This is a genomic window from Pseudodesulfovibrio mercurii (assembly GCF_000189295.2).
Classification (GTDB): domain Bacteria; phylum Desulfobacterota; class Desulfovibrionia; order Desulfovibrionales; family Desulfovibrionaceae; genus Pseudodesulfovibrio; species Pseudodesulfovibrio mercurii.
The window spans coordinates 2,352,493-2,378,596 of record NC_016803.1 but is presented as its reverse complement, the minus strand read 5'-3'; the positions used below and the strand labels follow the sequence as shown (position 1 = coordinate 2,378,596).

The 26,104-nt window shown below is 67.9% G+C and carries 23 protein-coding genes; 5 read left to right on the top strand and 18 right to left on the bottom strand.

The annotated features are described in order from the left end of the window. Positions 1 to 3: 3 nt before the first annotated feature. The 15 genes from DND132_RS10780 to mutM form a co-directional block, all read right to left on the bottom strand. The gene (locus DND132_RS10780) at positions 4 to 582 is read right to left on the bottom strand and encodes a flavin reductase family protein (protein ID WP_014322775.1); all 579 of its coding nucleotides are present in this window, start codon (positions 580 to 582) and stop codon (positions 4 to 6) included. A 60-nt stretch (positions 583 to 642) separates the two neighbouring features. Then, positions 643 to 1,701 (bottom strand): hypothetical protein, encoded by a 1,059-nt coding sequence (locus tag DND132_RS10775; RefSeq protein ID WP_014322774.1) that lies wholly within the window; start codon positions 1,699 to 1,701, stop codon positions 643 to 645. 30 nt (positions 1,702 to 1,731) lie between these two features. Beyond that, on the bottom strand, positions 1,732 to 2,922 hold the full coding sequence (locus DND132_RS10770; protein WP_014322773.1) for a cystathionine gamma-synthase family protein: 1,191 nt from the start codon (positions 2,920 to 2,922) through the stop codon (positions 1,732 to 1,734). Between the two features lie 696 nt (positions 2,923 to 3,618). Next, positions 3,619 to 4,053 carry a thioredoxin family protein gene (locus tag DND132_RS10765; RefSeq protein WP_014322772.1) on the bottom strand — a complete coding sequence of 145 codons (435 nt, stop codon included), beginning with the start codon at positions 4,051 to 4,053 and terminating at the stop codon, positions 3,619 to 3,621. A 100-nt stretch (positions 4,054 to 4,153) separates the two neighbouring features. Then, entirely contained in the window at positions 4,154 to 4,564 is a 411-nt protein-coding gene (locus tag DND132_RS10760; protein ID WP_014322771.1) for a PaaI family thioesterase, read from the bottom strand. A gap of 3 nt (positions 4,565 to 4,567) precedes the next feature. Then, the gene (locus DND132_RS10755) at positions 4,568 to 5,383 is read right to left on the bottom strand and encodes a sugar phosphate isomerase/epimerase family protein (protein WP_014322770.1); all 816 of its coding nucleotides are present in this window, start codon (positions 5,381 to 5,383) and stop codon (positions 4,568 to 4,570) included. Positions 5,384 to 5,676: 293 nt separating this feature from the next. Further along, positions 5,677 to 6,087, bottom strand: coding sequence for a hypothetical protein (locus tag DND132_RS10750; RefSeq protein WP_014322769.1), 411 nt, complete (start codon positions 6,085 to 6,087; stop codon positions 5,677 to 5,679). Positions 6,088 to 7,198: 1,111 nt separating this feature from the next. Next, the gene (locus DND132_RS10745) at positions 7,199 to 7,864 is read right to left on the bottom strand and encodes a hypothetical protein (RefSeq protein WP_014322768.1); all 666 of its coding nucleotides are present in this window, start codon (positions 7,862 to 7,864) and stop codon (positions 7,199 to 7,201) included. Beyond that, positions 7,865 to 8,185: a hypothetical protein gene (locus tag DND132_RS10740; RefSeq protein WP_014322767.1), complete on the bottom strand. Its 321-nt coding sequence runs from the start codon at positions 8,183 to 8,185 to the stop codon at positions 7,865 to 7,867. It abuts the gene before it with no gap. Continuing rightward, a complete protein-coding gene (locus DND132_RS10735) occupies positions 8,178 to 9,137 on the bottom strand; it encodes a metallophosphoesterase family protein (RefSeq protein WP_014322766.1) in 960 nt (319 codons plus the stop codon). Before DND132_RS10735 ends, DND132_RS10740 begins: the two co-directional genes overlap by 8 nt. Next, on the bottom strand, positions 9,127 to 10,485 hold the full coding sequence (locus tag DND132_RS10730) for an AAA family ATPase (protein ID WP_014322765.1): 1,359 nt from the start codon (positions 10,483 to 10,485) through the stop codon (positions 9,127 to 9,129). Before DND132_RS10730 ends, DND132_RS10735 begins: the two co-directional genes overlap by 11 nt. Before the next feature lie 3 nt (positions 10,486 to 10,488). After that, complete coding sequence (locus tag DND132_RS18030) at positions 10,489 to 11,394, bottom strand: C-GCAxxG-C-C family (seleno)protein (protein ID WP_014322764.1); 906 nt, start codon at positions 11,392 to 11,394, stop codon at positions 10,489 to 10,491. After that, positions 11,395 to 12,156, bottom strand: a complete 762-nt coding sequence (locus tag DND132_RS18860; RefSeq protein ID WP_014322763.1) for a tRNA1(Val) (adenine(37)-N6)-methyltransferase — start codon at positions 12,154 to 12,156, stop codon at positions 11,395 to 11,397. After that, complete coding sequence (gene murJ / locus DND132_RS10715) at positions 12,153 to 13,697, bottom strand: murein biosynthesis integral membrane protein MurJ (protein ID WP_014322762.1); 1,545 nt, start codon at positions 13,695 to 13,697, stop codon at positions 12,153 to 12,155. Before murJ ends, DND132_RS18860 begins: the two co-directional genes overlap by 4 nt. Before the next feature lie 218 nt (positions 13,698 to 13,915). After that, positions 13,916 to 14,734: a bifunctional DNA-formamidopyrimidine glycosylase/DNA-(apurinic or apyrimidinic site) lyase gene (gene mutM, locus DND132_RS10710; RefSeq protein ID WP_014322761.1), complete on the bottom strand. Its 819-nt coding sequence runs from the start codon at positions 14,732 to 14,734 to the stop codon at positions 13,916 to 13,918. A gap of 741 nt (positions 14,735 to 15,475) precedes the next feature. On the opposite strand from mutM, the gene DND132_RS10705 reads away from it, so the two are divergent. Next, complete coding sequence (locus DND132_RS10705; RefSeq protein WP_238528162.1) at positions 15,476 to 16,591, top strand: efflux RND transporter periplasmic adaptor subunit; 1,116 nt, start codon at positions 15,476 to 15,478, stop codon at positions 16,589 to 16,591. Further along, the gene (locus DND132_RS10700) at positions 16,591 to 19,833 is read left to right on the top strand and encodes an efflux RND transporter permease subunit (RefSeq protein WP_014322759.1); all 3,243 of its coding nucleotides are present in this window, start codon (positions 16,591 to 16,593) and stop codon (positions 19,831 to 19,833) included. The genes DND132_RS10705 and DND132_RS10700 overlap by 1 nt, the downstream gene beginning before the upstream one ends. 679 nt (positions 19,834 to 20,512) lie before the next feature. On the opposite strand, the gene DND132_RS10695 is transcribed toward DND132_RS10700, so the two are convergent. The 3 genes from DND132_RS10695 to DND132_RS10685 all read right to left on the bottom strand — a co-directional run bounded on the left by DND132_RS10695 (position 20,513) and on the right by DND132_RS10685 (position 23,355). Beyond that, a complete protein-coding gene (locus DND132_RS10695; protein WP_014322758.1) occupies positions 20,513 to 21,445 on the bottom strand; it encodes a universal stress protein in 933 nt (310 codons plus the stop codon). Between the two features lie 10 nt (positions 21,446 to 21,455). Then, positions 21,456 to 22,880 (bottom strand): SLC13 family permease, encoded by a 1,425-nt coding sequence (locus DND132_RS10690; RefSeq protein ID WP_014322757.1) that lies wholly within the window; start codon positions 22,878 to 22,880, stop codon positions 21,456 to 21,458. A 79-nt stretch (positions 22,881 to 22,959) separates the two neighbouring features. Next, positions 22,960 to 23,355, bottom strand: coding sequence for a hypothetical protein (locus tag DND132_RS10685; protein WP_014322756.1), 396 nt, complete (start codon positions 23,353 to 23,355; stop codon positions 22,960 to 22,962). A gap of 159 nt (positions 23,356 to 23,514) precedes the next feature. Here DND132_RS10685 and ilvN point away from each other — a divergent pair, with 159 nt between their 5' ends. From ilvN to buk, 3 genes are read left to right on the top strand one after another with little or no spacing between them, the layout of a single operon-like run. Further along, positions 23,515 to 23,994, top strand: a complete 480-nt coding sequence (ilvN, locus tag DND132_RS10680; protein ID WP_014322755.1) for an acetolactate synthase small subunit — start codon at positions 23,515 to 23,517, stop codon at positions 23,992 to 23,994. Continuing rightward, entirely contained in the window at positions 23,995 to 24,939 is a 945-nt protein-coding gene (locus DND132_RS10675) for a phosphate acyltransferase (RefSeq protein WP_014322754.1), read from the top strand. Then, positions 24,936 to 26,021, top strand: coding sequence for a butyrate kinase (gene buk / locus DND132_RS10670; RefSeq protein WP_014322753.1), 1,086 nt, complete (start codon positions 24,936 to 24,938; stop codon positions 26,019 to 26,021). Before DND132_RS10675 ends, buk begins: the two co-directional genes overlap by 4 nt. Positions 26,022 to 26,104 lie beyond the last annotated feature (83 nt).

The window sequence follows — 26,104 nt, the reverse complement described above, 5'->3', positions numbered from 1 at the left end:
GGCCTAGTCCTTCTTGATGTACTTTCTGCCCATGTCGAACCCCTTGCCGACCTTTTGGCCCACGGTGTGGTAGACGCGGGTGCCGGGGGAGAAGATCAGCGGCAGGACCTTTTCCGGGTCCGGGTACTTGCCGTCGGCCAGCTTGTCCTCGTCGCACTTCACGTCCCGGATCTCGCCCACGAACATGACGTGCGCGTTCAGGTCCACGGTCTCCCGCAGCTCGCACTCGATGACCAGCGGGAACTCCTCGATGTACGGGGCGTCCACGAACTCCCCTTTGACCGGGGTCAGGCCCGTGACCGCGAACTTGTCCACTTTGTCGCCCGAGACCATGCCCAGGTAGTCCGCCTCGGCCGCCACCGCCACCGAGCTCACGGACACGGTGAACGCCTTGTGCTTCAGGATGCCCGCATAGGTGTGGCGCGTCGGGCGCACGGACACGGTCAGGCAGGCCGGGTCCGAGCCGCAGATGCCGCCCCAGGCCGCGATCATGGCGTCGGGCTTGCCGTCCTCGTCGTAGGAACCCACCGCCCAGACGGGGGTGGGCTGCGCCAGGGTATTGGGACCAAGGGATTTTTTCATGGGTATGCTCCTTGTATGGAATTATGGCCGCCGCTTGCGGCGGACCGGGGAATGGCGCGCTCAGCGCGTAAAATCGGGCAGGCCGGGGTCCGTTCGCTCGGCGATGCGCCCGGCCAGGGCCGCGCACAGGCCGCAGGCCCGGCACGCCTTGTCGCAGGCCGTGACCTGCTCGAAAAAGTCGGCGGGAAGGCCGTGGTTGGGGATGTGCACCCGGTCGGCCAGGTCGCCCATGGCGTCCATCAGGTCCAGCAGGTTGCCCACGTACCGCTCTTCCACATAGGCGGCCACCGCGCGCAGCAGGAAGTCCGCGCCCCGGTTGCGGCCGCAGATCTTGAGCCCGTGGACCAACCCCTCGTAGCGGCCCGCGTCCTCGGGCCGGATGAACGGCGAGGCCAGCATCAGCCCCGGCTCCTCGAGCATGCGCCGCACGCAGCCCAGCTCGCGGTTCAGGGCAAAGGTCCGGTCCCCGCACAGCCCCTCCACCACCAGGGCCAGGTGCGCGTCATGGGCCGGTTTGTACGGGCACTGGTACAGGCATCCCTCGTTGGCCAGCAGGAACAGGCGGACGTCCACATGCCGGGCGCGCAGCCCGTGGGCCAACGCGCTCAGTCCGTCCAGGTCGCGGTTCAGCGCCCGGTCCGCCACCAGCCTGGACGGCTGCCGGAACGCGGTCCCGGCGATCATGTCCAGCTGGGCGAAGACCTTGGCGGGCGTGTCCGGCACGGCGTTGACGCTCGGCACCGCCTCCAGCCGCTCGCACACCCCGGGCCGGGCGTCGGACAACGCCTGAAGATAATACGGGTCCGCAAAGATCACCCCGGTCAGCCCGGCCTCGTCCGCGAGCCGCTCCATGAGGTCCGCGGCCCGGTCCAGATCCGCCCGGTCGAAATAGCGCTCCGGCCGGTGCACCCGCCCGTTCATGAGCAGGAACCGGTCCACGCCCGGCAGCCGGTTCAATCCCCGGACGACCGCCTCGACGTGCTCCGTCCCGAGCCGCTGGCGGGCGTCGGACACGCGCGGGTCGCCCAGCGAGAAATGGACCGAGGCGAGCCGGTCGGACCGCTCGCGCAGGAAGGTGACATAGTCGTCATGGGGCAGAAAGGGGACGTCCAGGAGCATATCTTCTTCTCACCCCTCGGCGTGCTCGCGTCAAGCGTCCAGTCGCAACGCCCGGTCCAGGTCCGCCTTCAAATCCTCCACGTCCTCGATGCCCACGGAGTAGCGGATCAGGCTCTCGGGAATGCCCATGGCCGCGCGCTCCGCTTTGGTGCACTCCACGTGGCTCGTGGTCGCGGGCGGACCGGCGATGGTCTCCACCGCCCCCAGGTTGGCCGCGCGCCGCGCCAGCTTCAGCCGCGACAGCACCCGGCAGGCGTCCGCATAGGTCCCGCCCCTGGCCACGAAACTGAGCATCCCGCCGAAGCCGCGCATCTGCCGACAGGCGATCTCGTGCCCCGGATGGGATTCCAGGCCCGGATAAAACACCTTCTCCACCCCCGGATGGCCCTCTAAAAACCGGGCGATCTCCAAGGCGTTGGCGTTCTGCCGCTCGATGCGCAGATGCAGCGTCTTCATGCCGCGCAACAACAAATAAGCGCTCATGGGCTCCAACACGTTGCCCACGATCTCGCGGTACGAATAGATGGTCTTGATCAGCTCGGCGCTGCCCACCGCCACCCCGCCCAAGGCGTCGGCGTGCCCGCCCAGGTACTTGGTCGCGCTGTGCAGCACCAGGTCGGCGCCCAGGGCCAGCGGATTCTGGTTCACCGGCGTGGCGAACGTGTTGTCCGCCATGACCACGGCCCCGGTCGCCTTGCCCGCCCTGGCCAGCCGCTCGATGTCCAGCACCTTGATGGTCGGGTTGGTCGGGGTCTCCAGGTACAGCACCGTGCACCCCTTGGCCACCTCCGCCTCGATGGCCGCATGGTCCGTGGTGTCGCACAGGGTCACGTCCACGTTCACCCTGGGCAGAAATTCCGTGAACATCCGGTTCGTGCCGCCGTACGTGTCCTTGACCGAGACCACCCGGTCGCCCGGCTTGAGCAACGCGAACAGGGCGTTGGAGATGATGCCCATGCCCGAGGACGCGCTCGTGGCCGCCTCGCCGCCCTCCAGCAGTCGGACCTTCTCCTCGAATACCGCCACCGTGGGGTTCGTGTTGCGGCTGTAAATGTGCCCCGGCCGGTTGCCCAGGGCCACCTCCAGCCACTCGTCCATGTCCTCGTACCCGAACGAGACGCTGTGCACCACCGGCACCTGCGTGGCGTTGCCCTCGAACAACCCCTCCTCGCCGCCCCAAACCGCCTCGGTCCCCTGACCGTACTTCCGCTCCTGGCTCATAAACACTCCTGAATCGATTGAAAAATACTCGTGCAGAAATACCAGACCCGGCCATGGGAAACAAGCGCGGCCGACCGGCGAGCGGGGGAGGCCTCCGGCGGCCAAAGAACCCTTTGGAAAGGGTTCTCTGGACTCTCCCAAACTTTTTGTGTGCCTTGGGCAGGGGCGTGCGGGCGCGGGGGGATGTGCGGGTTGGATGGGGAGGAAGGATGGAGAGCGTTGGCGGAGGGATTGGTTTGGGGCGGGCAGGCGGTGTCCCGAAGGGTTCGCGCGGGACTGCCACGGGCTCCGGAGGGCCGCCCGGCGCGAACCCTTCGGGACGTTGGCCCAACGCCGCCGGGGGGCAGGCGGAACCCATCAAGCCGGTTTTGCGGCGTTGGTAGAAGGCGGGAAAAATAGTGCTTCTTGGGGCGTTATCCCCTTCTTGAAAAACAAAAACATGCGATTTCGGGCAGAAAAAACGACGTGCTTTGTTTCGTTGAGAAGCACGCCGTTTCATCCGTTTTTTCTGCCCGGAATCGCACATCGGCACGGCGGAAGGCGTCCCGCGCCGGCCTTCCGCCGCCGCACGCATCTGAGCGCAGCGAACATGGGGGTGCAGGGGGCTTTGCTCCCTGCCGGGTCCAGGGCAGCGCCCTGGTCTCCCCGAAGGGGCCGCCGGAGGCCTTCTCCGCTCCGCCCTTCCGCCGCAGCTCCCTACACGTACTGTCGGGTCCAGCCCACGATGTCGCGGGCGTTCATGGCGCCGGGTTGGCGGGCTATTTCCCGTCCGTTACGGAACAGGACGAGGGTGGGCACGGCGCGGATGCCGTAGCGGGCGGCGATCTGTTGTTCGGCGGCGGTATCGATCTTGGCCAGGCGGACCTGGGGGAAGAGGGTTTTGGCGGCGTCGGCGAACTGGGGGCCCATCATGAGGCAGGGGCCGCAGGTGGGCGAGTAGAAGTCCACGAGGGTGGGGACTTCGGATTTGGCGATATGGCGGTCGAAGGTCGTGCCGACGAGTTCGAGGGGGTGGTCTTCGAAGACCCGGGCGTGGCATTTGCCGCAGGTGGCTTCGGCCTCGCGGCCGGTGTGAACGCGGTTGACCGCCCCGCAGTGGGGGCAGACGATGAGTCGGTTATCGGTGGTCATGGGTATATTCCTCCGTGGGTTGCATACGGAGGAAAATAAGCATGAAACCGCGCGGGGCAAGGGGCGGCGGGTCAGGCCGGGCCTGGCCGGGATGGCCGGATCAGGCCAGGAGCAGGAACGAGGCCGTGGCCCTGGCCACTTCGCGGTCGTCGCTCGATACGGCGGCTTCGACGAACAGGACGCGGCCGCCGCGTTTGACCACGCGGGCCTCGCAGGTCAGGTCCGAGCCCGGCTTGACCGCGCGCAGGTAGCTGACGGACAGGTCCACGGTGGTGGTGCGCTCGCCGGGCCGGTTGCCGCCGAGCACGGCGTGGGCCATGGTTTCGTCGAGCAGGGTGGCGAGCACGCCGCCCGCGACCATGCGCGCTCCCTGGGTCAGTTCCGGGCGGAACGGCAGGCGCAGCACGGCCCGGTCCGGTTCGATGCTGTCCACGACGATGCCGAGGAAGGCGAAGAGGTTGTTCACGGTCTGGTCGGGGCGGCGGATCTCGTCGAGGTAGGCTTGGGGCATGGGTCAGTCTCTTTGGCCGGTTGTCAGCCGCGCCTCCATGTGTCGGCGCAGGGTGGTCAGCATGTGCACGGTGCCTTCCGCGTCGTCCGGGAAGGCGCCTGGTTCCAGTTCGAGGGTAATGTATCCGGCGTAGCCCCGTTTGCCAAGGCGTTCGAGGAAGGCGTCGAGGGGCAGCGCGCCCCGTCCCGGCGCGAGGTGTTCGGTGTAGCCCACGGCGTCGGAGAAGTGCACGTTGTAGAGCAGGTCGAGGGGCACCCTGTCGATGGCGTGGAGCACGTCGCGGCCGGACACGCCCATGTGGCAGACGTCGAAGGTCAACCCCACGTTCTTGTCCCGGCACTGGGCCATGAGCTTGTCCAGCGGGTCGCGGCCGAAGGGCGATCCCTCGGCCCAGGGCATGTTTTCCAGCGAGAAGCGGATGCGCCCCTTGGCGTCCAGGAGCAGGGGCAGGTCCACGGCCTTTTCGAACCAGCGGTTCTGGATCATGTTGGCCAGCCGCGAACCGGGCGGGTGCATGACGATGTGGTCCGCCTCGGGCAGGGAGTTGGCCAGGGCCGTGGTCGCCTTCCAGGCGTTGAGATGCCCGCCCCAGGCCGCCCAGTCGCGGAACGGCGCGTGCAGGCTGCGGATGGGCAGGATGTCGTGGATAGCGCCGAGCCCGGCCTCGGGCGTGAGCTTGGGCGAGTTCATGATCAGCTCCATGCCCGCAAACCCGGCCTCCCGGCCCATGCGCGCCACGAGCTTGAGCGGCAGGTGAAACAGACACCCCGCCGACAGCAGAATATGCGGGCCGCCCCGGCCGACTTCGACTTCTCCCATGCCTGCACCATACGACCCCGCCCGGTCCAGGCAATACTTTATCGGGGAAGGGCGCAATCCGGCTGGTAAACGGCAAAAAACCGCACCCGGCGTTCACGCGGTCCGAAAACCCGCCCGTCCGCCCACCGCCTTTCGCCGCCCGCGAACCGCACCCCCGCGCCCCGCCTCCCCCCTGCCGCCAAACCGGCGTCAGGCCCGGAAACCCGGCCGTGCGCGAAGAGCCAGCGACGCAATCGGCACCGTTTAATTAACTCAATTTATAATGAAAATGGATGTCGGTCGCTTGTCGACCATCATTTACTGGGGGACTTCTCGATGAGGTCGACCAGGACCAGGGCCCAGGCCATGTCGCGCTTGTTGTCCTCGGTCATGGCGTCCAGAAGCCATTCCTTGAGCGGCTTGACCGCCGCCTTGAGCCGAGCCGGGCCGCGGTCCTCCACGTGATAGGCCGCGTCGAGCGCGTTCAGGCACAGCTGGTCGAACGCCCGCCCGGACCCGTCCGCATGCCGGGCCGCGCGCAACGACGCATGGTAGGCCGCGATCTCCCGGACCTTCAACAGCCCGAAAACCACCGCCTCCAACTGCCTGTAGTCGCGGCCCCATATCTCCGCTCCCCGGATCTCCGGACGCGGCACCACCGGACCGCGCTCCTCGCGCCGATCCAATGCCCGCCGAAATTCGTCCAAGGCCACCACGTTGCCCATCAACCGCTCCTTCATCGCAATAGTCGTCCCCCTGTATCGGACATTCTTCGCGTTTCTTAAGGTATGCCCCGGCATTTCAGCCGGGAAACCGAGCCGGGAATGCCTCCGGCGGCCGGGGCGCTGCCCCGGACCCCGCTGGGGCTCTGCCCCAGGCCCCGCCAAAGAACCCTTTGGAAAGGGTTCTCTGGACTCTCCCAAACTTTTTGTGTGCCTCCGGCAGGGGCGTGCGGGCGCGGGGGGATGTGCGGGTTGGGAGGAGGTGGAAGGGGGGGGAGATTGTTCGCGGGGGAATTGGCTGGGGGCGGGCAGGCGGTGTCCCGAAGGGTTCGCGCGGGGCGGCCACGGGCCCCGGAGGGCCGTCCCGCGCGAACCCTCCGGGACGTTGGCCCAACGCCGCTGGGGGGCAGGTGGAACCCATCAAGCCGGTTTTGCGGCGTTGGTAAAAAGCGGCAAAACAGAAGCTATTTCCGCGCTATCCCCCTCCTAAAAAAATAAAACCCGCGATTTCGGGCAGAAAAAACGGCGTGCTTCTTTTCGTTAAGAAGCACGCCGTTTCATCCGTTTTTTCTGTGCGAAACCGCACACCGGCACGGCGGAAGGCGTCCCTTGCCAAGCCTTCCGCCGCACGCACCCCGAGCGCAAGCGAGGCAATGGGATTCTCAAGGCCCTCGGCCTTGAGCGGGTGCAGGGCAGCGCCCTGCCCGCCGGAGGCGCCGCCCGGCGAGGGCTCTCCCCGAAGGGGCCGCCGGAGGCATTCCCCGCTCCTCCCATCCAGCCCCGCCAGCCGTCCGCGTCACTGGAAAAAGGGCACAAAAAAAGTGCGCTGGCCGGATTACCCGGTGGTCCCTGGCGTTGATTGCCTCGGGGGTCCATGCGCACACTATGCTTTGCGGGAGCGCGACTCGGTTCGCTGTTTTATGGTTTTTGCGAGGATCAATCCACATCACCCTCCGTTACGGTTCCTGCCATATATGTCATGGGGCCGATCCCTTGCGGGCAAATCCCTTATGGCCATCTTTGGCACTATAGAAGTAAGCATCCCGGCGGCTTTGTCCAGGGGTCGGGGGGCGAAATCCGGTGTGGAGGGGCCGGATTTACGGGGCGGGGCGGGTTATTTGACCTGTTTGACGGTTGCGCCGTGCTCGCGGTCCGGGGTGAGGGCGTAGATGCGGTCGGCGGACCCGGCGAAGAGGTCGAGGGGGTGGTGGCTGATGACCAGGAGCTGGATGTCCAGGCGGGCGGCGATCTCCTGAATGAGCTTCATGAATTTGGGGATCAGGCCGGGCTTGAGCCAGCAGTCCTGTTCGTCGAGCACGAGGAAGGGGCGGTGGGCGGCCTCGGGCAGCTGGGACAGGGCGATGAGCCGAAGGCCCACGGACAGGATGTTGCAGACCGAGCCGCCCTGGCCGGTCATGATGTCCTCGACCTCGTCCTCGCGGCCCTGGTTGCGGATGAGAAAGTGGATTTGGAGACGGTTGTTCTTGACCTCGCGCTCGGTGACGACCACCCGGTCCTGGCCCAGGATCTCGCGGATGGCGTGGGTCAGGTTGGCCTCCACCTCGTCGAGGATGCGGCCGAACAGGGCGGTGGACAGCTCCTCGAGGGTGTCGCTCGCCCTGGGGGCGAGGTCCAGGAACGCGCGCACCTCGGCGAGCTTGCGGCGTACGCGGCCGTGCTCGGCGTGCCACTGCTCGCCCAGGGCGGACAGGCGGTGCAGCCTGCCCTCGGCCCGGCGGCGTTCGCGGCGCAGTTCGTCCAGTTCGTTGGCCGGGGCCATCTAGTCGCCCTCCACCGCGTTTTCCACCTGGGCGAGGTCGGCCCGCACCTGTTGGATATGTTCGCGGTACTTAGCCACAACTTCCTCGTTTTGCTGCCGTTTCTCTTCGAGAAGCCGTTGCAGTTCCTTGAGGTCGCTGGTCCCGTACTCGGCCTCGGCCTGGGTCTTGAGGGTTTCGAGCTGGTGGGTCAGCTGGGCCACGGCCTCTTCGGTGCGCACCTTGCGGTCGCGCAGCTGTTCGTATTGGCGGCGCAGGGCGTCCAGCTCCTGTTCCACCTGGGCGTCGCGGTTCGTCCCTGTTTGGTTGGGGTTGTTATTCACCGTGTATGACCTCCTCGTAGAGTTCCCAGATGAGTTTGCCTTCCGGGGTTTCGCTGCTCAGGTTTTCGGTCAGGAACTGCCTGAGGCCCGTGCCCTCGTGGGTGCGTTGCCAGGCGAGCCGTTCCAGACCCTTGATGAAATTGGATTCGCCTTCGGTCTCCTGCTCCTCGGGCGGGAGTTCCTGGTCCGGGAAGACCTGGTCGAAGGGCAGGTGCGGGACCACCCACGGTTCAAGCTCGGCGCAGCCGGGCGTCCAGACGGCGGCGGCGGGCTGACGGACCATGGACCGGCGGGAGAAGGTCAGCCGGGTGATGTTGCCGGGGTTGGCCCAGGTGGTTTGGCCCTTGGTCACGGTTGGCTGGGGGCGGTGGATGTGGCCGTTGATCAGCCAGTCGATGCCGGGCAGCTCCTTGATGGAGTAGGCCCGCTCGATGAACTCCGGGAAGCGGATGTTGTGGTGGGTCAGCCAGATGACCGTGTCCGGGTCGCCTTCCGCATGGTCGTGGCGGGCGGGCAGGGGCGCGCCGTCCGGGCTGGCGCAGACCAGGGCCGGGCCGTCCGGGGTGTCCAGGACGAACTGCGGGCCCTCCTCCTTCATGAGCCGGACCACGCCCGCGCTTTCGAGCACGGCCAGGGACACGTCGTCGGTGAAGCGCGACTGGTACTTGTCGTGGTTGCCCACCAGGGCGAACACGGTTTTGTCGCCGGTGCGGCCGCCGAACAGGCGAATCAGCTCCACGAGCATGCGGTTGGAGTTGTCGCGCGGCCAGTGGAACAGGTCGCCGAGCAGGACGAAGGCCATGCCCAGCTCGTCGGCCCGGTTCAGGCAGGCGGTGAGCTTGGCCAGAATCTGGTCCAGGTACCCTTCCAGCCGCTGGCCCGGCGGGTTGTCGGCCAGGTGCGGGTCGGCCACCAGGAACAGGCCGTTGGCGCGGATGTGCTCAAGCGCCATGGCGGCACCCGTGGTCCAGGAAGGAGTCGGTGGTCAGGTCGCCGCCGCAGACCGGGCAGCAGCCGATGGCGCGGATGCGCTCGTCCAGTCCGTCCACAACGGACCGCAAGTCCGCGTCCAGACCGTCCAGTTCGGCCTGTCGCTTGAAAATTTGTGTCGTCAGTCCGGCGAGTTGCGTGACCATATCGGTCAGCCCGCCCAGGGGCTCTGGCCGGGGCGGTTCCGCAACCTTCTCCAAGGTGGTCTCCAAGCGGGCCAGCCGGGCGGACCGGGCGCGCAGGATGAGCAGCTCGTCCACCGTGCGGGTCAGCCGGGCGGTCTCGGCCGGGGCGGGCGGACCGGCCAGCCGGGCCAGGACCGTCAGCTGGTCCGTGTCCCGGCGCAACCCGTTGCGGGTGGCGGCGAGCTCGTCGAGCAGGCGGCGCAGGGGCGCGGCGTCGGCCAGGGGCGACGGGGCATGGAGCCCGGCCAGGGGTCCGGCGGTGCGTTCGGCCCGGCCCAGGTCGGCGTTGACCGCTTCCATGGCCGCGATGTGCCGCTTCAGGCGGGCCACGTCCAGGACCGGCGGCGGGGGCTGGGTCCCCTTGAGGGCCTCGCCTGCCGCCTGTTCGCGGGTCAGGGCGCGGGTCAGGTTGCGGTATTCGGCCAGGGCCGTTTCCAGGGCCGGAATCTGCTGTTCCAACCGCACGGCGTCGGCCTCCAGGGTCTCGGCCATTTCCATGCGCAGGGCGATGTCCGGCAGGGCGGCGAGGCGGTCCAGGTCCCCGGCCGCGCGTCCGGCCTGGTCGGCCAGGTCGCGCTCCTCGCGTTTGGCGTCGCGCACGCGCATCTTGAGGGCGTTCTGCATGGCCAGCAGGTGGGCGGATTCCGTGGAGGCGGCGAAAAATTCGGCCATGACCGAGTCGGGCTGGTTGAGCAGGAAGACCGGGTCGCGCTGGTTGCCGAGGTGCACGTCCACGGCCTCCCGGCGCGTCTCGAGCTCCACCTGGTCCAGGCGCAGGGCCCTGGCCACGTCCTCGGGCACGCGCCCCTGGAGCTTGTGGTACTCCTCGGGCTCCTCGGCCCCCGGCGTCCACAGCTCGTACTTGGCCCAGCGCTTGGTGCGCACCCAGGCCACGCGCGTGCCGTCGTCCACCTCCACCTCCACGCGCGCCTCCTTGGCCCCGTGGCGGATGTACAGGGCCGGGTTGGGGCTGCGCGCCGGGTTGGTGGCCAGGCAGCGCAAGGCCTCGACCACGGCGGACTTGCCGGTGTTGTTCGCGCCGGTCAGGATGGTCACGCCCGGCCCGAGCGTCAGCTCGGTGTGCTCGTGGGCCATGAAGTTATCGATAGTGATCTTGGTAATCATTGCTTATGGATATCTCGGCTTATCCTTGAGTTTCCGATACCATGCCGCCGGGCCGCTCTCGCGCATCCGCTCGTTGTTCTTCCGCCAGATGGCGGCCAGCCGGTCCGGCAGGCCGTGTTCGTCGCAGGGGAAGCTCGCGCACTGGAAACAGTAGTCCACGCCGTGCGCCCCGGCGCAGTCGGCCACCTTGCAGGCCTGGAACAGGCAGCCCTGCTCCCGGCACCCGGTGCACGACCCCTCGGCCAGGAAGTCGAGCAGCGCGGCGAAGTCCGGGTATCCGGCAAAGGCCGGGTTCATGGCCGCGAACCGCTCGGCGTAGGCCGCGAAGTTCGGCCCGAGCCGGTCGCGCAGCTCCCCGGCGGCCCGTTGTATGGGACCATGGGCAAAGGCCGCGCAGGTGCCGCAGACCAGACCGCACGGGGCCAGCCTCGATTTGACGAAGTCGGCCTCGTCCGGAAGGTAGCCGTGTTCCCGGAGAATGGAAAGGGCGGTCTCGGCCGCGAACACGGCCATGCGGTAGCACTCCAGGCGCAGGTTCTCCCGGCGGTAGCGCGCCTGGTCGTCCGGGTCGGCGAAGTCGCACTGGATCAGCTCGAAGCAGTTGGTGGACCCGTAGCGGTCCTCGAACCGCGAGAGCAGCTCCTGGACCAGGGCGTAGCAGGACTCGTGGTCCTCGCCCGGCTCGCCGCGCCCGGCGTACAGCCCCAGGCCCATGATCGCCCCGGACACGGCCCCGCACTGGCCGCGCGAGCGCGACACGCCGCTGCAAAAGCCCGTGGCCGCGCGGACCGCGTCCCGGCATTCCCGGCCCCCGGCCTCGGCCACGACCTGGAGCACGGACTCCGCGCACAGGAATTTCCGGTCGCCGAACAGCTCCAGGAGCCGGTTTTTCACGAAATCGTTCGCCATCTACTCACCTTCTTTGGGGTTGCAGGCCAGGAACGGGCAGAATTCGAGGGCCTGGCCGCTCAGGCGGGTCCCCTTGCCCTCCCCTTCATGCAGGATCAGGGGCGGCTCCACCCGCAACCCCTGGGCGGCCGCCTTGACCGCCTCCACCAGGATCATGCGCGCCTCCTGGTCCGGCTTGCCGTGGACCAGGCGCATCCGCTTGGGGGTCAGCCCGGCCCCGGCCAGGTCGGCCAGGAGTTCGGCCAGCCGCTCGGGCAGGTGCACGAAGGTGAACCGGCCCCGCGTCTTCAGGGCCAGGGCCGCGCACCGGGCAAAGGCGGCGAAGGTCCCGGTCGCTTCGAACCGGGCGGCCCTCCGTTCCTCGTCCGCGCTTGGCCGCCCCTTGCCGAGCTTGCGGTAGGGTGGGTTGGCCACCACGAAATCCACCACCCCGTCGGGCTGCCAGTCGGCCACGTCGCCCTGGATTATCGATAACTTGTCGGAAAAGTGCAGGCTGGCCGCGTTTTCCTCGGCGGCCCTGACGGACAGCGGGTTCAGCTCCACCCCGGCGAGGCGCAGTCCTGGCTGACGAAGGAGCAGTCCCAGGGCCACCACCCCGCAGCCGCAGCCCAGGTCCAGGCCGGTCTGGCCGCGCGTGACGTTGGCGAAGGCGGCCAGGAGCAGGGAGTCCAGGGAGAAGCGGTAGCCGCCCCCGGGCTGGACCAGGCCGCGCGGGAAATAGGCGCGCCGCTCGAGGATCGCCCGGCTGTCCACGGGGCTCATCGGGTCCCCGCGAGCTTGCGCCGCATCCGGGAGCGGAACATGTCCGCGAACAGGCGGGCCTCCTTCAGACCGAGGGTCAGGGCCAGGAACATGTAGACCGCCACCCAGACCGGGATGAGCAGGACCCACCACGGGTGCCAGCTCGCGCTGAGGTAGGCGCCCCCGCCGATGAGCGCGGACAGCAGCAGGATGCGCAGGGCCGCGCCGAGCGGCATGGGCGACGTGCCGCGCTTGCGGGCCAGCAGGACATAGAGCAGCGCGAAGTTCAGCAGGGAGGAGGCGCTCACGGCCAGGGCCAGCCCCACGTGGGCCAGGAACTGCATGAGCAGCACGCCCAACCCGATGTTGGCCGCCAGGCAGAGGACCGCGATCTTGACCGGGGTGCGCGTGTCCTCCAGGGCGTAGAACCCGGCCACCAGGGGCCGCGACAGGGCGATGAACGGCAGCCCCGCGGAGTAGGCCACCAGGGCGTTGGCCGTGGCGGTCACCGCCTCGGGCGTGAACGCCCCGCGCTCGAAGAGCAGGCCGATGACCGGCCCGGCCAGGCCGATGAGCCCGGCCGCCGCCGGCAGGCTGATGAACAGGGTCAGCCCGAGCGACGCGGACAACGCCTCGTCGTACTCCTCCATCTCGCCCTTGGCCGCCAGCCTGGACAGGGACGGCAGGGCCGCCGTGCTGATGGCGATGCCGAACACCCCCAGCGGGAACTGGACCAGCCGGTCCGCGTAATACAGATAGGACACGGACCCCACCGGCAGGAACGAGGCCAGCAGGGTGCCGAGCACGATGTTCAGCTGGTACACGGCCGCGCCGAAGACCGTGGGCAGCATGAGCATGCCCATGCGCGCCACGCCCTGGTTGCGCCAGGACCACGGTCCGCGCCAGGAGAACCCGGTGCGGCGCAGGAAGGGCTGTTGCAGCAGCCACTGGGCCGCGCCGCCGACGAGCACGCCGTAGGCCATGCAGTAGGCCACGTTGAACCCCGCGAACCAGCCGAACAGGGCCGCGCCTATGAGGGCCAGGTTCAGGGCCACCGGGGCCAGGGCCGGGGCCAGGAAATGGTTGCGCGAGTTGAGGATGCCCATGCACAGGGCCACCCCGCAGATGAGCACCACATAGGGGAAGCAGATGCGCACCAGGTCCACGGTGACCGCGAACTGCTCCAGGTTGTCCAGGAATCCCGGCGCGATGGCCATGGTCAGCGGGCGCGCCAGCAGCTCCACCACCACGGTGATGGCCACGAGCACCACGGCCAGCCAGGCCATGGCGGACCGGGCCATGGCCTGGGCCGCCGCCTCCCCCTCCTCCTCCAGCAGCCGGGAATAGATGGGGATGAAGGCCATGGTCAGCGAGCCCTCGCCGAACAGCCGCCGCAGCAGGTTCGGGATGCGGAAGGCCACGAAAAAGGCGTCCGCGAACAGCCCCGCGCCCAGGGCGAAGGCCACGATGATGTCCCTGACGAACCCCAATATGCGCGAGACCAGGGTGGCTCCCGCCACCACCGCCGCGTTCCGGGCTATGCGCCTGCCGTGATCGCTCACTCGGTCCACCGTCCGATTTCGTTTCGCCGCCGTTCGAATTCCTGCACAGGGTAAACTCTAGAGAAAGTATAGAAAATTGTCTTATCCACCGGAATGACTGCCTGTTTTATCCACAGCCCGGGACGGTCCCGATCCGCCGATGCACCACTGATCGCTCCACCCGCGCCGCCGAACCCGGCCGACCGCAACCCTCTTTCGCGGACCGTTGCGGTTCGACCTCAGCGCCTGCGCTGGCATCTGGGGCAGAAGGTGGAGGTCCTGCCCGCCACGGTCACGGCCCTGAGCGTCTCGCCGCAGGCCCGGCACGGCTCGCCCTTGCGGCCGTACACGTTGAAGCTGTTCTGGAACGCCCCGGCGTCGCCGTGCGCGTTGACATAGTCCGAGATGGAGCTCCCGTTCTCGGCAATGGCCTGCCGCAGCACCGCCTGCAATGCCGTGAACAGCCTGACCGCCCGGTCCCGGCCCACCCGGCTGCCCCGGGTCTCGGGGTTGATGCCCGCCCGGAACAGGGACTCGTCCGCATAGATGTTGCCCACGCCCGCCACCACCGACTGGTTGAGCAGCAGCGCCTTGATCGCGCAGTTGCGCCCGGTCACCCGCTCGGCCAGCGCCTCGGGCGCGGTCTCCAACGGCTCGGGGCCGGCCTTGCACAGGAAATCCCAGCAATCCAGCTCGTCCGCCGCAAAACACCGCACATACCCGAACTTGCGCATGTCCGCGAAATACAACATGGACCCGTCGTCCAGATGAAACAGGATCCGGTCGTGCCGCTGCGCCGCGCGCTTCGGCCCGTGCACCACGCGCCCGGTCATCTTCAGATGAAAGGCCAGCGTGGACCCGTTGTCCAGCTCCACCAGCAACACCTTGGCCCGCCGCCGCACGTGCGTGATCGTCCGCCCCAGCACCTTGGGCACCAGGGTCTCCTCGGGCTCGCTCAAACGCGTCAGGCCAGGCACCTCCACCGACTCGATGGTCCGGCCCGTCACCGACGCGTCCAGCCCGCGCGCAATTACTTCCACTTCAGGTAGTTCCGGCATGGTTTGGTGAGTACCCGAAATCCGCCCGCCTGAAAAGCGCCCCGCCCGGTCCCGCCATCGGAAGTTCGGATGGCGGGATCGGCCGACCGGCGAGCGGGGATGCCTCCGGCGGGCCCTCGCCGGGCGGGCGCCTCCGGCGGCCAAAGAACCCTTTGGAAAGGGTTCTCTGGACTCTCCCAAACTTTTTGTGTGCCTTCGGCAGGGGCGTGCGGGATGGGAGGGGGCGGAAGGGTGGAGATGGTTGGCGGGGAGATCGGCGGGCGGCGGCAAGGCGGTGTCCCGAAGGGTTCGCGCCGGTTGCCCAACGCCGCAGGCGGGGGGGCGGAACCCGTCAAAACGGTTTTGCGGCGTTGGTAGAGGACGGCGGAACGGTCCTTTTTAGCGGGTTATTCCCTTCTTAAAAAATAAAACCCCGCGATTTCGGGCAGAAAAAACGGCGTGCTTTCTCTCGTGAAGAAGCACACCGTCCGGTCTGTTTTTTCTGCTCGAAATCGCACACCGGTACGGCGGAAGGCGTCCCGCGCCAAGCCTTCCGCCGCCGCACGCCCCCCGAGCGCAGCGAGGCGATGGGGGTCCAGGGGGCTTTGCTCCCTGGCGGGTGCAGGGCAGCGCCCTGCCCGTCGGAGACGCCGCCCGGCGAGGGCTCTCCCCCGGAAGGGGCCGCCGGAGGCATTCCCCTATCTTGACCGTGGCGGGGGCGGGGGGTTGTGTGCTATGGGGTTGGGCATGCGAAAAATAATCATGAACATATTGTCGGTCGTTCTGTTTGCGACGGTGCTGGCTGCCTGCGGGCAGGACGCGCCGGTGGTGGTCAAGAAGGGTGCGGGGTACGAGCCCGGGGCCACGGTCGTGGCCGAGCGGGCGGTGTTGCCGCGTCTGTTCGACGCCGTGGGCACGGTCCAGGCCAAGACCGACGTCCGGGTGGAGGCCCAGGTCACGGGTCGGGTGCTCGAGGTGCTGGTCCGGCCCGGCGACCGTGTGGCCAAGGGCGACAGGCTGGTGGTGTTGGACAGCCGCGCGTCCCAGACCCGGCTGGAGCGGTCCAAGCAGGCGTTGTTTTCGGCCCGCAGCCAGGTGGCCCAGGCGCGCGACGGGCTGGCCTCGGCCAAGGCCGCGTACACCAAGTCCGAGTCCACGTATCGGCGCATGAGCCAGCTTTTCGAGCAGAAGGTGGTCACGGCCGAGGAAGTGGAGAAGGCCGAGTCCGCCTATTTGCAGGCCAAGGCGGCGTTAAGCCGGGCCGAGCAGGGCGTGGCCGGGGCCGAGGCCCAGGCGCGCGAGGCGGACAAGGTGGTCCAGGAGGCCGACATCGACCTCGGGTACACGACCATCATGGCCCAGGAGCCGGGCGAGGTGGCCAGGCGGCTGGTGGAGCCGGGCGACCTGGCCTTTCCCAACAAGGAACTTTTGACCCTGCACACGGGCGGGTCCATGCATCTTGAGGCCATGGTCCGCGAGGCGCTCATCGGGCGCATCAAGCTCGGCGACTCCCTGTCCGTGATCATCACCGCCCTGAACGACAAGGAGCCGCTGGCCGGCGTGGTCCAGGAGATCGAGCCCCTGGCCGATCCCGTGACCCGCTCCTTCCTGGTCAAGGTCCGGCTGCCCGAGCGGCCCGGCCTGTATCCCGGCATGTTCGGGCGGCTCCTGGTGCCGCTGGGCGAGCGCGAGACCGTGCTGGTGCCGAAGGACGCGGTCCGCCGCGTGGGCCAGCTCGAGACCGTCATGGTCCGGAGCGGCGAAACCTGGCATCCGGTCTACGTGCGCACGGGCGAGACCGTGGGCGGCAAGGTCGAGATCCTGTCCGGCCTGTCCGGCGGCGAGACCGTGGGGCTGACCACGGAGGGAGCCCGCTGATGCAGCCCGATCAATCCAGGGTCCGGGGCGCGCTGCCGTCCTTTGTCCGCTATTTCCTGACCTCGCAGATGTCCATCATCCTGGCCCTGGCCTCGCTCCTGGTGGGCGTGGCCGCCATCCTGGTCACCCCGCGCGAGGAGGAGCCGCAGATCGTGGTCCCCATGGCCGACGTCATGGTCCAGGTGCCGGGCGCCTCCGCCGAGGAGGTGGAGAAGCTCGTGACCACGCCGCTGGAGCGGCTGCTCTGGCAGATCGACGGGGTGGAGTACGTCTACTCCACGTCGAGCAAGGACCAGACCGCCGTGACCGTGCGCTTCTATGTGGGCGAGAACCGCGAGGACTCGCTCATCAAGCTGTACAACACCATCATGAAGAACCAGGACCTGGTCCCGTCCGTGGTCTCGGGCTGGGTGGTCAAGCCGGTGGAGATCGACGACGTGCCCATCGTCACCCTGACCCTGCACGCCGACCACGACCACGCGGGCCGGTACACGGACTTCGACCTGCGGCGCATGGCCGAGGAGCTGTTCCACCGGCTGGCCGAGGTCGAGGACGTCTCGCGCGTGCGCCTGTATTCGGGCCGCTCGCGCGAGGTGCGCGTGGAGTTGCACCCGGACCGCATGGCCGGGTTCCACGTCTCGCCCCAGGAGATCGCCAAGGCCCTCAGGGGCGCGGACAGCTCCCTGGCCGCCGGGCACTTCATGGCCGGGGACAGGGACACCCCGGTGGTCAGCGAATCCTTCCTGCTGTCCGCCGAGGACGCCGCCTCCCTGGTGGTCGGCGTGTTCGACGACAAGCCCGTGTACCTGCGCGACGTGGCCGACATCATCGACGGTCCGGCAGAACCGGCCAGCTATTCGCGCATCGGCTTTTCCGACCTGTACATGACCGAGCGGGGCAAGAAGCCCGAGGACGTGTCCCGGCCCGCCGTGACCATCGGGCTGTCCAAGAAAAAGGGCGTCAACGCCGTGGGCGTGGCCGAAGCGGTCATCAATCGCGCCCATGAGCTCGAACGCGACGTCCTGCCCGAGGGCGTGACCCTGACCGTGACCCGCGACTACGGGGCCACGGCCCACGCCAAGGTCAACGACCTGCTCTCCTCCCTGCTCTTCGCCATCGTCACGGTCATCGCCCTGCTCGCCTTCACCCTGGGCTGGCGCGAGGCCCTGGTGGTCGCCCTGGCCGTGCCCATGAGCTTCTCGCTCGCCCTGTTCGTCAACTATCTCATGGGCTACACCATCAACCGCGTGACCCTGTTCGCCCTGATTCTCTCCCTGGGGCTGGTGGTGGACGACCCCATCACCAACGTGGACAACATCCAGCGGCACATCCGCATGGGGCTGCGCGACCCGCTCGAGGCCACCCTGGCCGCCGTGAAGGAGGTCCTGCCCCCGGTCATCCTGTCCACCCTGGCCATCATCGTCTCCTTTGCGCCGCTCTTCTTCATCACCGGCATGATGGGCCCGTACATGGCCCCCATGGCCGCCAACGTGCCCCTGACCGTGTCCTTCTCCACAGTGGCCGCCCTGACTGTGGTCCCGTGGATGGCCTACCTGCTGCTGCGCAACCGCAAGTTCAAGACCGCCCCCGTCTCGGACGGGGCCGCCCAAAAAGGCACTCGGCTCCAGCGCTGGTACGGCGCGATCATCACCCCGTTCCTGAACAAAACGCGCAACCGCTGGCTGCTCCTGTTCGGCATCCTGGCCGGGCTCGGCCTGTGCGGGGCCCTCGTGCTCATGCGGTTGGTGCCCCTCAAGATGCTGCCCTTCGACAACAAGAACGAGTTCCAGATCCTCGTGGACATGCCCGAAGGGACCACCCTGGAGCGGACCGACCGGGCCGTGCGCGACTTCGAGGCGTATCTTCGCACCGTGCCCGAGGTGACCGACTTCGTGACCTACTCGGGCCAGCCCTCGCCCATGGACTTCAACGGCATGGTCCGCCACTACTACTGGCGCGAACAGCCCAACCTCGCGGACATCCGCGTCAACCTGAAGGACAAGTCCGAGCGTTCCATGCAGTCCCACGCCATCGGCCTGCGGTTGCGCAATGATCTCCAGGCCATCGCCGACAGGAACCACGTGCGCATGAAGCTCGTCGAAACCCCGCCCGGCCCGCCGGTCATCGCCACACTCACGGCCGAGATCTACGGCACGCCCGGCATGGACTACCGCTCCCTGATCCAGGGCGCGCGCCACGTGGAAAAAACCATGGGGACCCTGCCCGGCCTGGTGGACCTGGACGACTCCTCCGAGACCGACCGGACCATGTACGACTTCGTCCTGGACAAGGAAAAGGCCGCGCTGCACGGCGTGACCACCGCCGACGTGGTCGAGACCCTGCGCCTGGCCCTGTCCGGCTCCACCCCGGCCAACGTGCACCTGCCCAACGAGCGCCAGCCCCTGCCCGTGCGCCTGGTCCTGCCCGTGGGGTTGCGCACCGGCCCCGACACCCTCGGCGAACTGCGCATGAAGACCGCCTCCGGGGCCATGGTCCCCCTGGCCGAACTCGGCTCCTTCCGCCAGGTCCCGGCCGAACAGCCCATCTATCACAAGAACCTCCAGCGCGTGGCCTACGTCTACGCCGAAACCGCGGGCATCCCGCCCGGAGAAGCCGTCCTGGACCTCCAGTCCATGCTCGGGAAAGACCCCCTGCAACCCGGCCTGACCACCCAGTGGGCGGGCGAGGGCGAATGGAAGATCACCCTCGACGTGTTCCGCGACCTCGGCCTGGCCTTCGCCGCCGCCCTCGTCGGCATCTTCATCCTGCTCGTGGGACAGACCGGCTCCTTCATCATGCCCACCCTGATCATGTCCGCCATCCCGCTCACCCTGCTCGGCATCCTGCCCGGCTTCTGGCTGCTCAACCTTATCGCGGGCACCACGGTCGGCGGGTTCGGCGACCCGGTCTTCTTCACCGCCACCTCCATGATCGGCATGATCGCGCTGGGCGGCATCGTCATCCGCAACTCGCTCGTGCTCATCGAGTTCATCCAGTCCGAGGTCAAGGACGGCAAACCCCTCAAGGAGGCCATCGTCCGGTCCGGCGCCGTGCGCATGCGACCCATCGTGCTCACCGCCCTGACCACCGCCCTCGGCGCCTGGCCCATCACCCTCGACCCCATCTTCTCCGGCCTCGCCTGGGCCCTCATCTTCGGCCTGGTGGCATCGACCCTGTTCACCCTGGTCGTCGTGCCCAGCGGCTATTACGCGCTGTACGGCGGCAAGGAGACGGCGAAGTAGAGGAGCGGCGTTGGGGATGGAAAATCCTGCGGGGGATGCCTCCGGCGGGCCCTCGCCGGGCGGCGTCTCCGACGGGCAGGGCGCTGCCCTGCACCCGCCAGGGAGCAAAGCCCCTTGGACCCCCATCGCCTCGCTTGCGCTCGGGGGCGTGCGGCGGCGGAAGGCTTGGCAAGGGACGCCTTCCGCCGTGCCGGTGTGCGATTTCGGGCAGAAAAAACGGACCGGACGGCGTGCTTCTTCACGAGAGAAAGCACGCCGTTTTTTCTGCCCGAAATCGCGGGGTTTATTTTTTAAGAAGGGAATAACCCGCTAAAAAGGACCGTTCCGCCGTCCTCTACCAACGCCGCAAAACCGTCAAGACGGGTCCCGCCTGCCCACCCCCGGGTAATCCCTGCGCCAACCATCTCCGCCCTTCCGCCTCCTCCCAACCCGCATGTCTCCCCGCGTCCGCACGCCCCTGCCGAAGGCACACAAAAAGTTTGGGAGAGTCCAGAGAACCCTTTCCAAAGGGTTCTCTGGTCCCCCCGACAAATCCGCAGGACAACGGATTTGGACCGCGCCTGGAAAGGCGCGACCCCGCAGGGGTGAGCCCCAGGACGGGGCGAATCAAGGGGCCGCCGGAGGCATTCTTCGCTCATCCCTCCGACGCCCCGACGGAGGCCTTCCCTGTCCCCGACCGTTATTTCACGATCATGACGGAGTTGCGGGCTTTTTCGGCGACTTCGTGGGAGACGCTGAAGCCTTTGGCGAACCAGGGTTTGAGGGATTCGGAGGCGAGGATGAGGGAGAAGTCGTAGCCGATGGTGGTGATGGTTTCGACGGGGTCGCCGACTTCGACGAGGATTTCGGCGGGGGTGGTGCCGAGTTTGCCGAGGATTTCGGCGGCTTCCTGGGCGGCTTTTTGGGCCGAGGCGAGGTCGGCCTCGGTGGGGGCCACGGACAGGATGGACACGGGGTATTGGCAGGACTGGAAGTAGCGGCTGACCATGGGGAGCATGGCCCGGGACTGGTCGGTATCCTGGACGCAGACGAGGTGGTTGCGGCCGGGTTCGAGGTTGCGGGCGAGGATGACGGAGCAGCGGACGTGGGCGGCGATCCGGAGGGCGAGGGGTTTGCGGGAGAAGAGTTTCTTGAGGCCGGTCAGGGGTTCGGGGGACGCGCCCACGATGACCACGTCGGCGTTGAACCGTTTGGCCTCGTCGGACACGGCGGTGGTCACGTCGGCGGCGGTGCGCAGGCGGAGCGAGACGAGGCCGCCGCAGGGGTTTTCGTAGTCGCGGACGTATTCGCCTGCCGGGTCGCCCGTGATTTCGCGGTATTTCCATTCGCGGCTGTGGCCGGGTTCGATCTCGCCCAGTTCCACGAGGATGTCGCGGGCGCGTTTAAGCTGGCGCAGTCCGGGCAGTTCCAGGCCCCAGTCCAGGACGTTTTCGCGGGCCACGCGCACTTCGAGGCCGCCGGAGTTGAGGCCGCTGTCCAGGGGGCGGACGTAGAGCAGGGTGATGTCGGCGCAGGAGGTTTTGCTTAGTCGGACGGCGTAGCGCAGTCCGGCGTAGGCTTCGGGTCCGCCGCCGATGCAGATGAGGATTCGCAGTTTGTCGTCCTGGGTCATGGGCAGGTTCCTAGAGGCCTATGATCGGCCAGTACAGTTTGGATGCCGTCAGGAGCACGATAAAGGACATGAGGGCCATGCGCCAGCCCACTTTCATGAAATCCGAGGGGCGCAGGTAGCCCGAGGAGTAGACGATGGTCGAGGCCGGGGTGCCGATGACGGTGAAGTAGGCGAAGGCGCTGGATATGGCGGTGACCATGCCCACGGCCAGGGGGTTGGTCTCGGTGGCCAGGGCGATGGTCAGGACGATGGGTCCGAGCACGGCCACGGCCGCGCCGTTGCTCATGGTATTGGTGATGAAGGTGGTCAGGAGCATGACGGCGGCGAGCAGGCCGAGGCCGGAGTTGAGGCCGAAGGGGGCGAGCGCGTCCATGAACATGCCCGCGACCCAGGCGGCCGCGCCGGTGTCGCGCATCTGGACGCCGAGGGAGATGGCGGCGGCGTAGAGCAGGACCACGCCCCAGTTGACGCCGGAGTTGAGGTCCTGCCAGCGGACCAGGCCGGTGACCAGGAAGAGGACCGCGCCGAGCAGGGCGATGGTGCCCATGCCGAAGCGGGAGGAGAAGCCCACCCAGCCGGTCAGGGTCAGGAGAAAGAGGGCGATGGCCACGTAGTGGCGGCCGGTCAGGGCCCCTTCGCTGCCCACCTGTTCCTTGAGTTTTTCCACGGCCGGGCCGAGGTCGTGCAGGTCGGTCCTGAAGGTGCGGCGCAGGATGAGGTGCATGAGCGGCAGCTGGATGAGGAAGATGGGGTAGGCGTAGATCATCCAGTGCAGGTAGGAGACGGAGTAGTGGAAGGTGGCCGGGTCGTCCGGGGCGTAGAAGAAGTCGCGCAGGTAGTCGATCATGATGGCGTTGCGCGCGCCGCCCGACGGGGTGCCGATGCCGGCCATGGCGCAGGCGTAGGAGATGGAAAAGAGGAAGAGCACGGCCAGGGCGCGCTGTTGGTTCTGGTCGTCGGTGGCCAGCTGGACCAGGGACAGGGCCACGGGCAGCATCATGGCGGCCACGGTGTGTTCGCCGATGAAGGAGGCGAGCAGGCCGGAGAACACGGAGATGCCGAAGGCGATGGAGTAGGTGTTGGAGCCCGTGACCCGGATGATCAGCAGGGCCAACCGCTTGTCGAGTTTCTGTTTGACCAGGGCCACGGCGAGCATGAGGGAGCCCATGATGAACAGGACCGAGTCCTTCATCAGGGACTTGGCCACCAGGGAGGAGTCCAGGCCCAGGAGGAAGACCTGGCCCAGAACGATGAGCAGGGCCACGGCGGGCAGGGGGATGGGCTCGGTGATGAACAGGATGGTCGCGCCCACGGTCATGACCAGCACGCGCCAGCCCTCGGGCGTGACGCCTTCGGGCGCGGGCAGGAGCAGCATGGCGGCCTGAAGGGCCAGGGTGAGGAAAAACCACCGTTTTTCGCGCAGAAAATGGATCACGATGGACCCACCATACACGCCCCGGAAGGTTGTTGCCAGTCGAAAGCGTTGCGGTGCCGTCGGAAAGGGGGCGGCCGGTTCAGGGCCGGGTCACGACGATGGCCTTCATGTACTTGCTGGAATTGTGGAACCGCAGGACGGTTTCCACCTCCTGCGGCGTGCAGCCGAGCAGTATCTTGATTTCACTGTCCTTCTTCAGCAGGTCCACGGTGCAGGCGATGGCCACGGGCTCGGTCGAACCGGAGCGTCCTCGCCAGACGTCGATCCCGCCGCCGTCCATGGACGCCGTGTCCGCGAGGTACCCGTAGTCCAGGGGGTAGGTCACGTGACGGTATTTCGGATGGTGCGATCCCGCAGGCCGGTCGATGACCAGCCTGGAGTTGTTGACGATCTCGTCGATCGCCCGCCAGAAGGCGGCGGGATCGTCTGCCGCAAGGGCCAGGTCCGGAACGGGTTCGGGGGGAAGGGGAGCCATGCGGGGACGATAGGTCTTCGCCGGGACACGGTCAACGACTTGCACCGGCCGTCGGGCACGGCCGGGAGCGGCTCGCAGAGATTTGCAATGGGCCGAGTATCGCGTATTGTGCTTGGGCGCGGAAACCCGCGCACGCCAACCGCAACAAGGAGATTCCCCTTGAAACGCACATTGTCCGCCCTGTGCCGCAACGAGCCCGGCGTTCTGGCCATGATGGCCCGCGAGTGCGGCAAATACGACGCCAATATCCTGTCCCTGGCCGCCGGGGAGACCGAGAACCCGCAGGTGTCCCGCATCGTGCTCTGCGTGGACGGGGATGACGAGGCCATCGACAAGGTGGGCCGCTACCTGGAGTCCCTGGACGCGGTCATCCAGCTGGACGACCTGTCGCGCAAGGACTTCGTGGACCGCGAGCTGGTCATGATCAAGGTGGCCATGGAGCCCGCCCAGACCAGCCAGCTGATGCAGGTCTTCGAGGTCTTCCGGGCCAACGTGGTCGGCATGGGCCAGACCACGGTCACCGTGGAGCTGTCCGGCGACCAGGAGCGCGTGGACGGGCTGATCAAGATGCTCGTGCCCTACGGGATCAAGTCCATGTGCCGTTCCGGGATGATCGCGCTCAAGCGCGGGGATGAGTAAGTGTCGGAATTTCAGCCCATAACCAGTTTGGACGGGTTGGTCCAGGCGGCCCTGGACCTGGGCCGGTCCGGGGACATGCCCAAGGTGGCCATCGCCCGGTCCGCCGAGGGGTTCGTGCTCCGGGCGGGCATCGAGGCCTATGAGCGCGGCGTGGCCGAGCCCATCCTCGTCGGCGACATGGAGGAGACGAAGCGCATCGCGGACGAGCGGGGCCTGGACATCTCGCCCTTCCGGCAGGTCCACGCGGCCGACGACGGGGCGGCGGTGTTCGAGGCGGTCCGGCTGTTCCGCGAGGGCGAGGCCCAGCTGATCATGAAGGGGCTGGTGCCCACGGCCACCCTGCTCAAGGCGGTGCTCAACAAGGAGACCGGCGTCCCGCACGGCGGGCGCATCCTCAGTCATCTTGCGGTGTTCGAGTCCCCGGTGGACGGGCGGCTGATGATCATGACCGATCCGGGCGTGAACATCGCCCCCTCCCTGCAACGCAAGGTGGAGATTCTCAGGAACGCCCTGGACGTGGCCCGGATGCTCGGCATGGAGGGTCCCAGGGCGGCCATTCTGGCGGCCACGGAAAAAATCAACTATCCGGCCATGCCCGCCACCCTGGACGGCGACATCCTGACCAAGATGGCCCGCCAGGGCCAGTTCGGCGACGCCCGCGTTCTCGGGCCCCTCTCCCTGGACCTGGCCGTGTCCCGCAAGGTGGCGGCCACCAAGCGGTTCGACAGCCCGGTGGCGGGCAACGCGGACATCCTGGTCACCCCGAACATCGAGGCGGGCAACGTGCTCTACAAGTCCCTGTCCACCCTGTGCGGCTGCGTCATGGCCGCCGTGGTCGTGGGCAGCCGGGTGCCGGTGGTGGTCCCGTCCCGGGGCGACTCGGACGCGTCCAAGTTTCACTCCATCGCCCTGGCCTCGGTCCTGTCCCGGAGGAGCCGCTCGTGAGCATCCTGGTCATCAATCCCGGCTCCACGTCCACCAAGGTGGCCCTGTACAAGGGCGGCGACACCCTGGCCGCCGAGGAGCTTCAGCACGCCCGCGAGGACATGGCCGGATTCGTCCGGGTGGCCGACCAGTTCGACTTCCGCATGCGCCTGGTGGGCGAGTTCCTGGGCAAGACCGGCACGGACCCGAAACGCATCCGGGCCGTGGTCGCGCGCGGCGGCCTGCTGCACTCGCTGGAGGGGGGCGTTTACGAAGTGTCGGACGAAATGGTCGACGACCTGCAAAACGCCCGGTATGGCGAACACGCCTGCAACCTGGGCGGCATGCTGGCCCTGGCCCTGGCCCGGCAGTGGGGCGTGCCCGCCTACGTGGTGGACCCGGTGGTCACGGACGAGATGATGGACAAGGCCCGGCTGACGGGGTTGCCGGGGCTTGAGCGGCGGTCCATCTTCCACGCCCTGAACCAGCGCGGGGTGGCCCGCATCGCGGCCGGACGGCTGGGCGTGGACTACGCGCGCTCGAATTTCATCGTCTGCCATATGGGCGGCGGGGTGTCCATCGGGGCCCACCGCCGGGGCCGGGTGGTGGACGTCATCAACGCCCTGGACGGCGAGGGGCCGTTCACCCCGGAACGCACCGGCAGCCTGCCCCTGGTGCCGGTCCTGGACATGGTCCACCAGGGACGGCGCGAGTACGCCGAGCTGCGCACCACCATCCTGCGCCAGGGCGGCCTGACCGCCCACCTGGGCACCAACGACCCGCGCGAGGTCCTGGCCCGCATGGACCGGGGCGACGAGCGGGCCGGACTGGTCTTCCGGGCCATGGCCTACGGCATGGCCCGGTACGTGGTCTCCATGGCCCCGGCCTTGACCGACGAAGAGGGTCGCCTGGATCTGGCCGCCGTGGTCCTGACCGGCGGGCTCTCCCGGAGCGCGGCCCTGGTGGACGAGATCACCCGCCAGGTGCGCTTCCTCGGCCCGGTGGAGGTGGTCCCCGGCGAGGTGGAGATGTCCGCCCTGGCCGAAGGCGCCTCGCGCGCCCTGTGCGGCCGGGAACCGGTCCGGACCTACCTGCGCGCCTAGCCCGCGCCCCGTTATATTCAACAATTTATACTGGCCTTGGCCCGACCATGTGCAGTAATGCTCACGCTGGGATAACGGCCCAT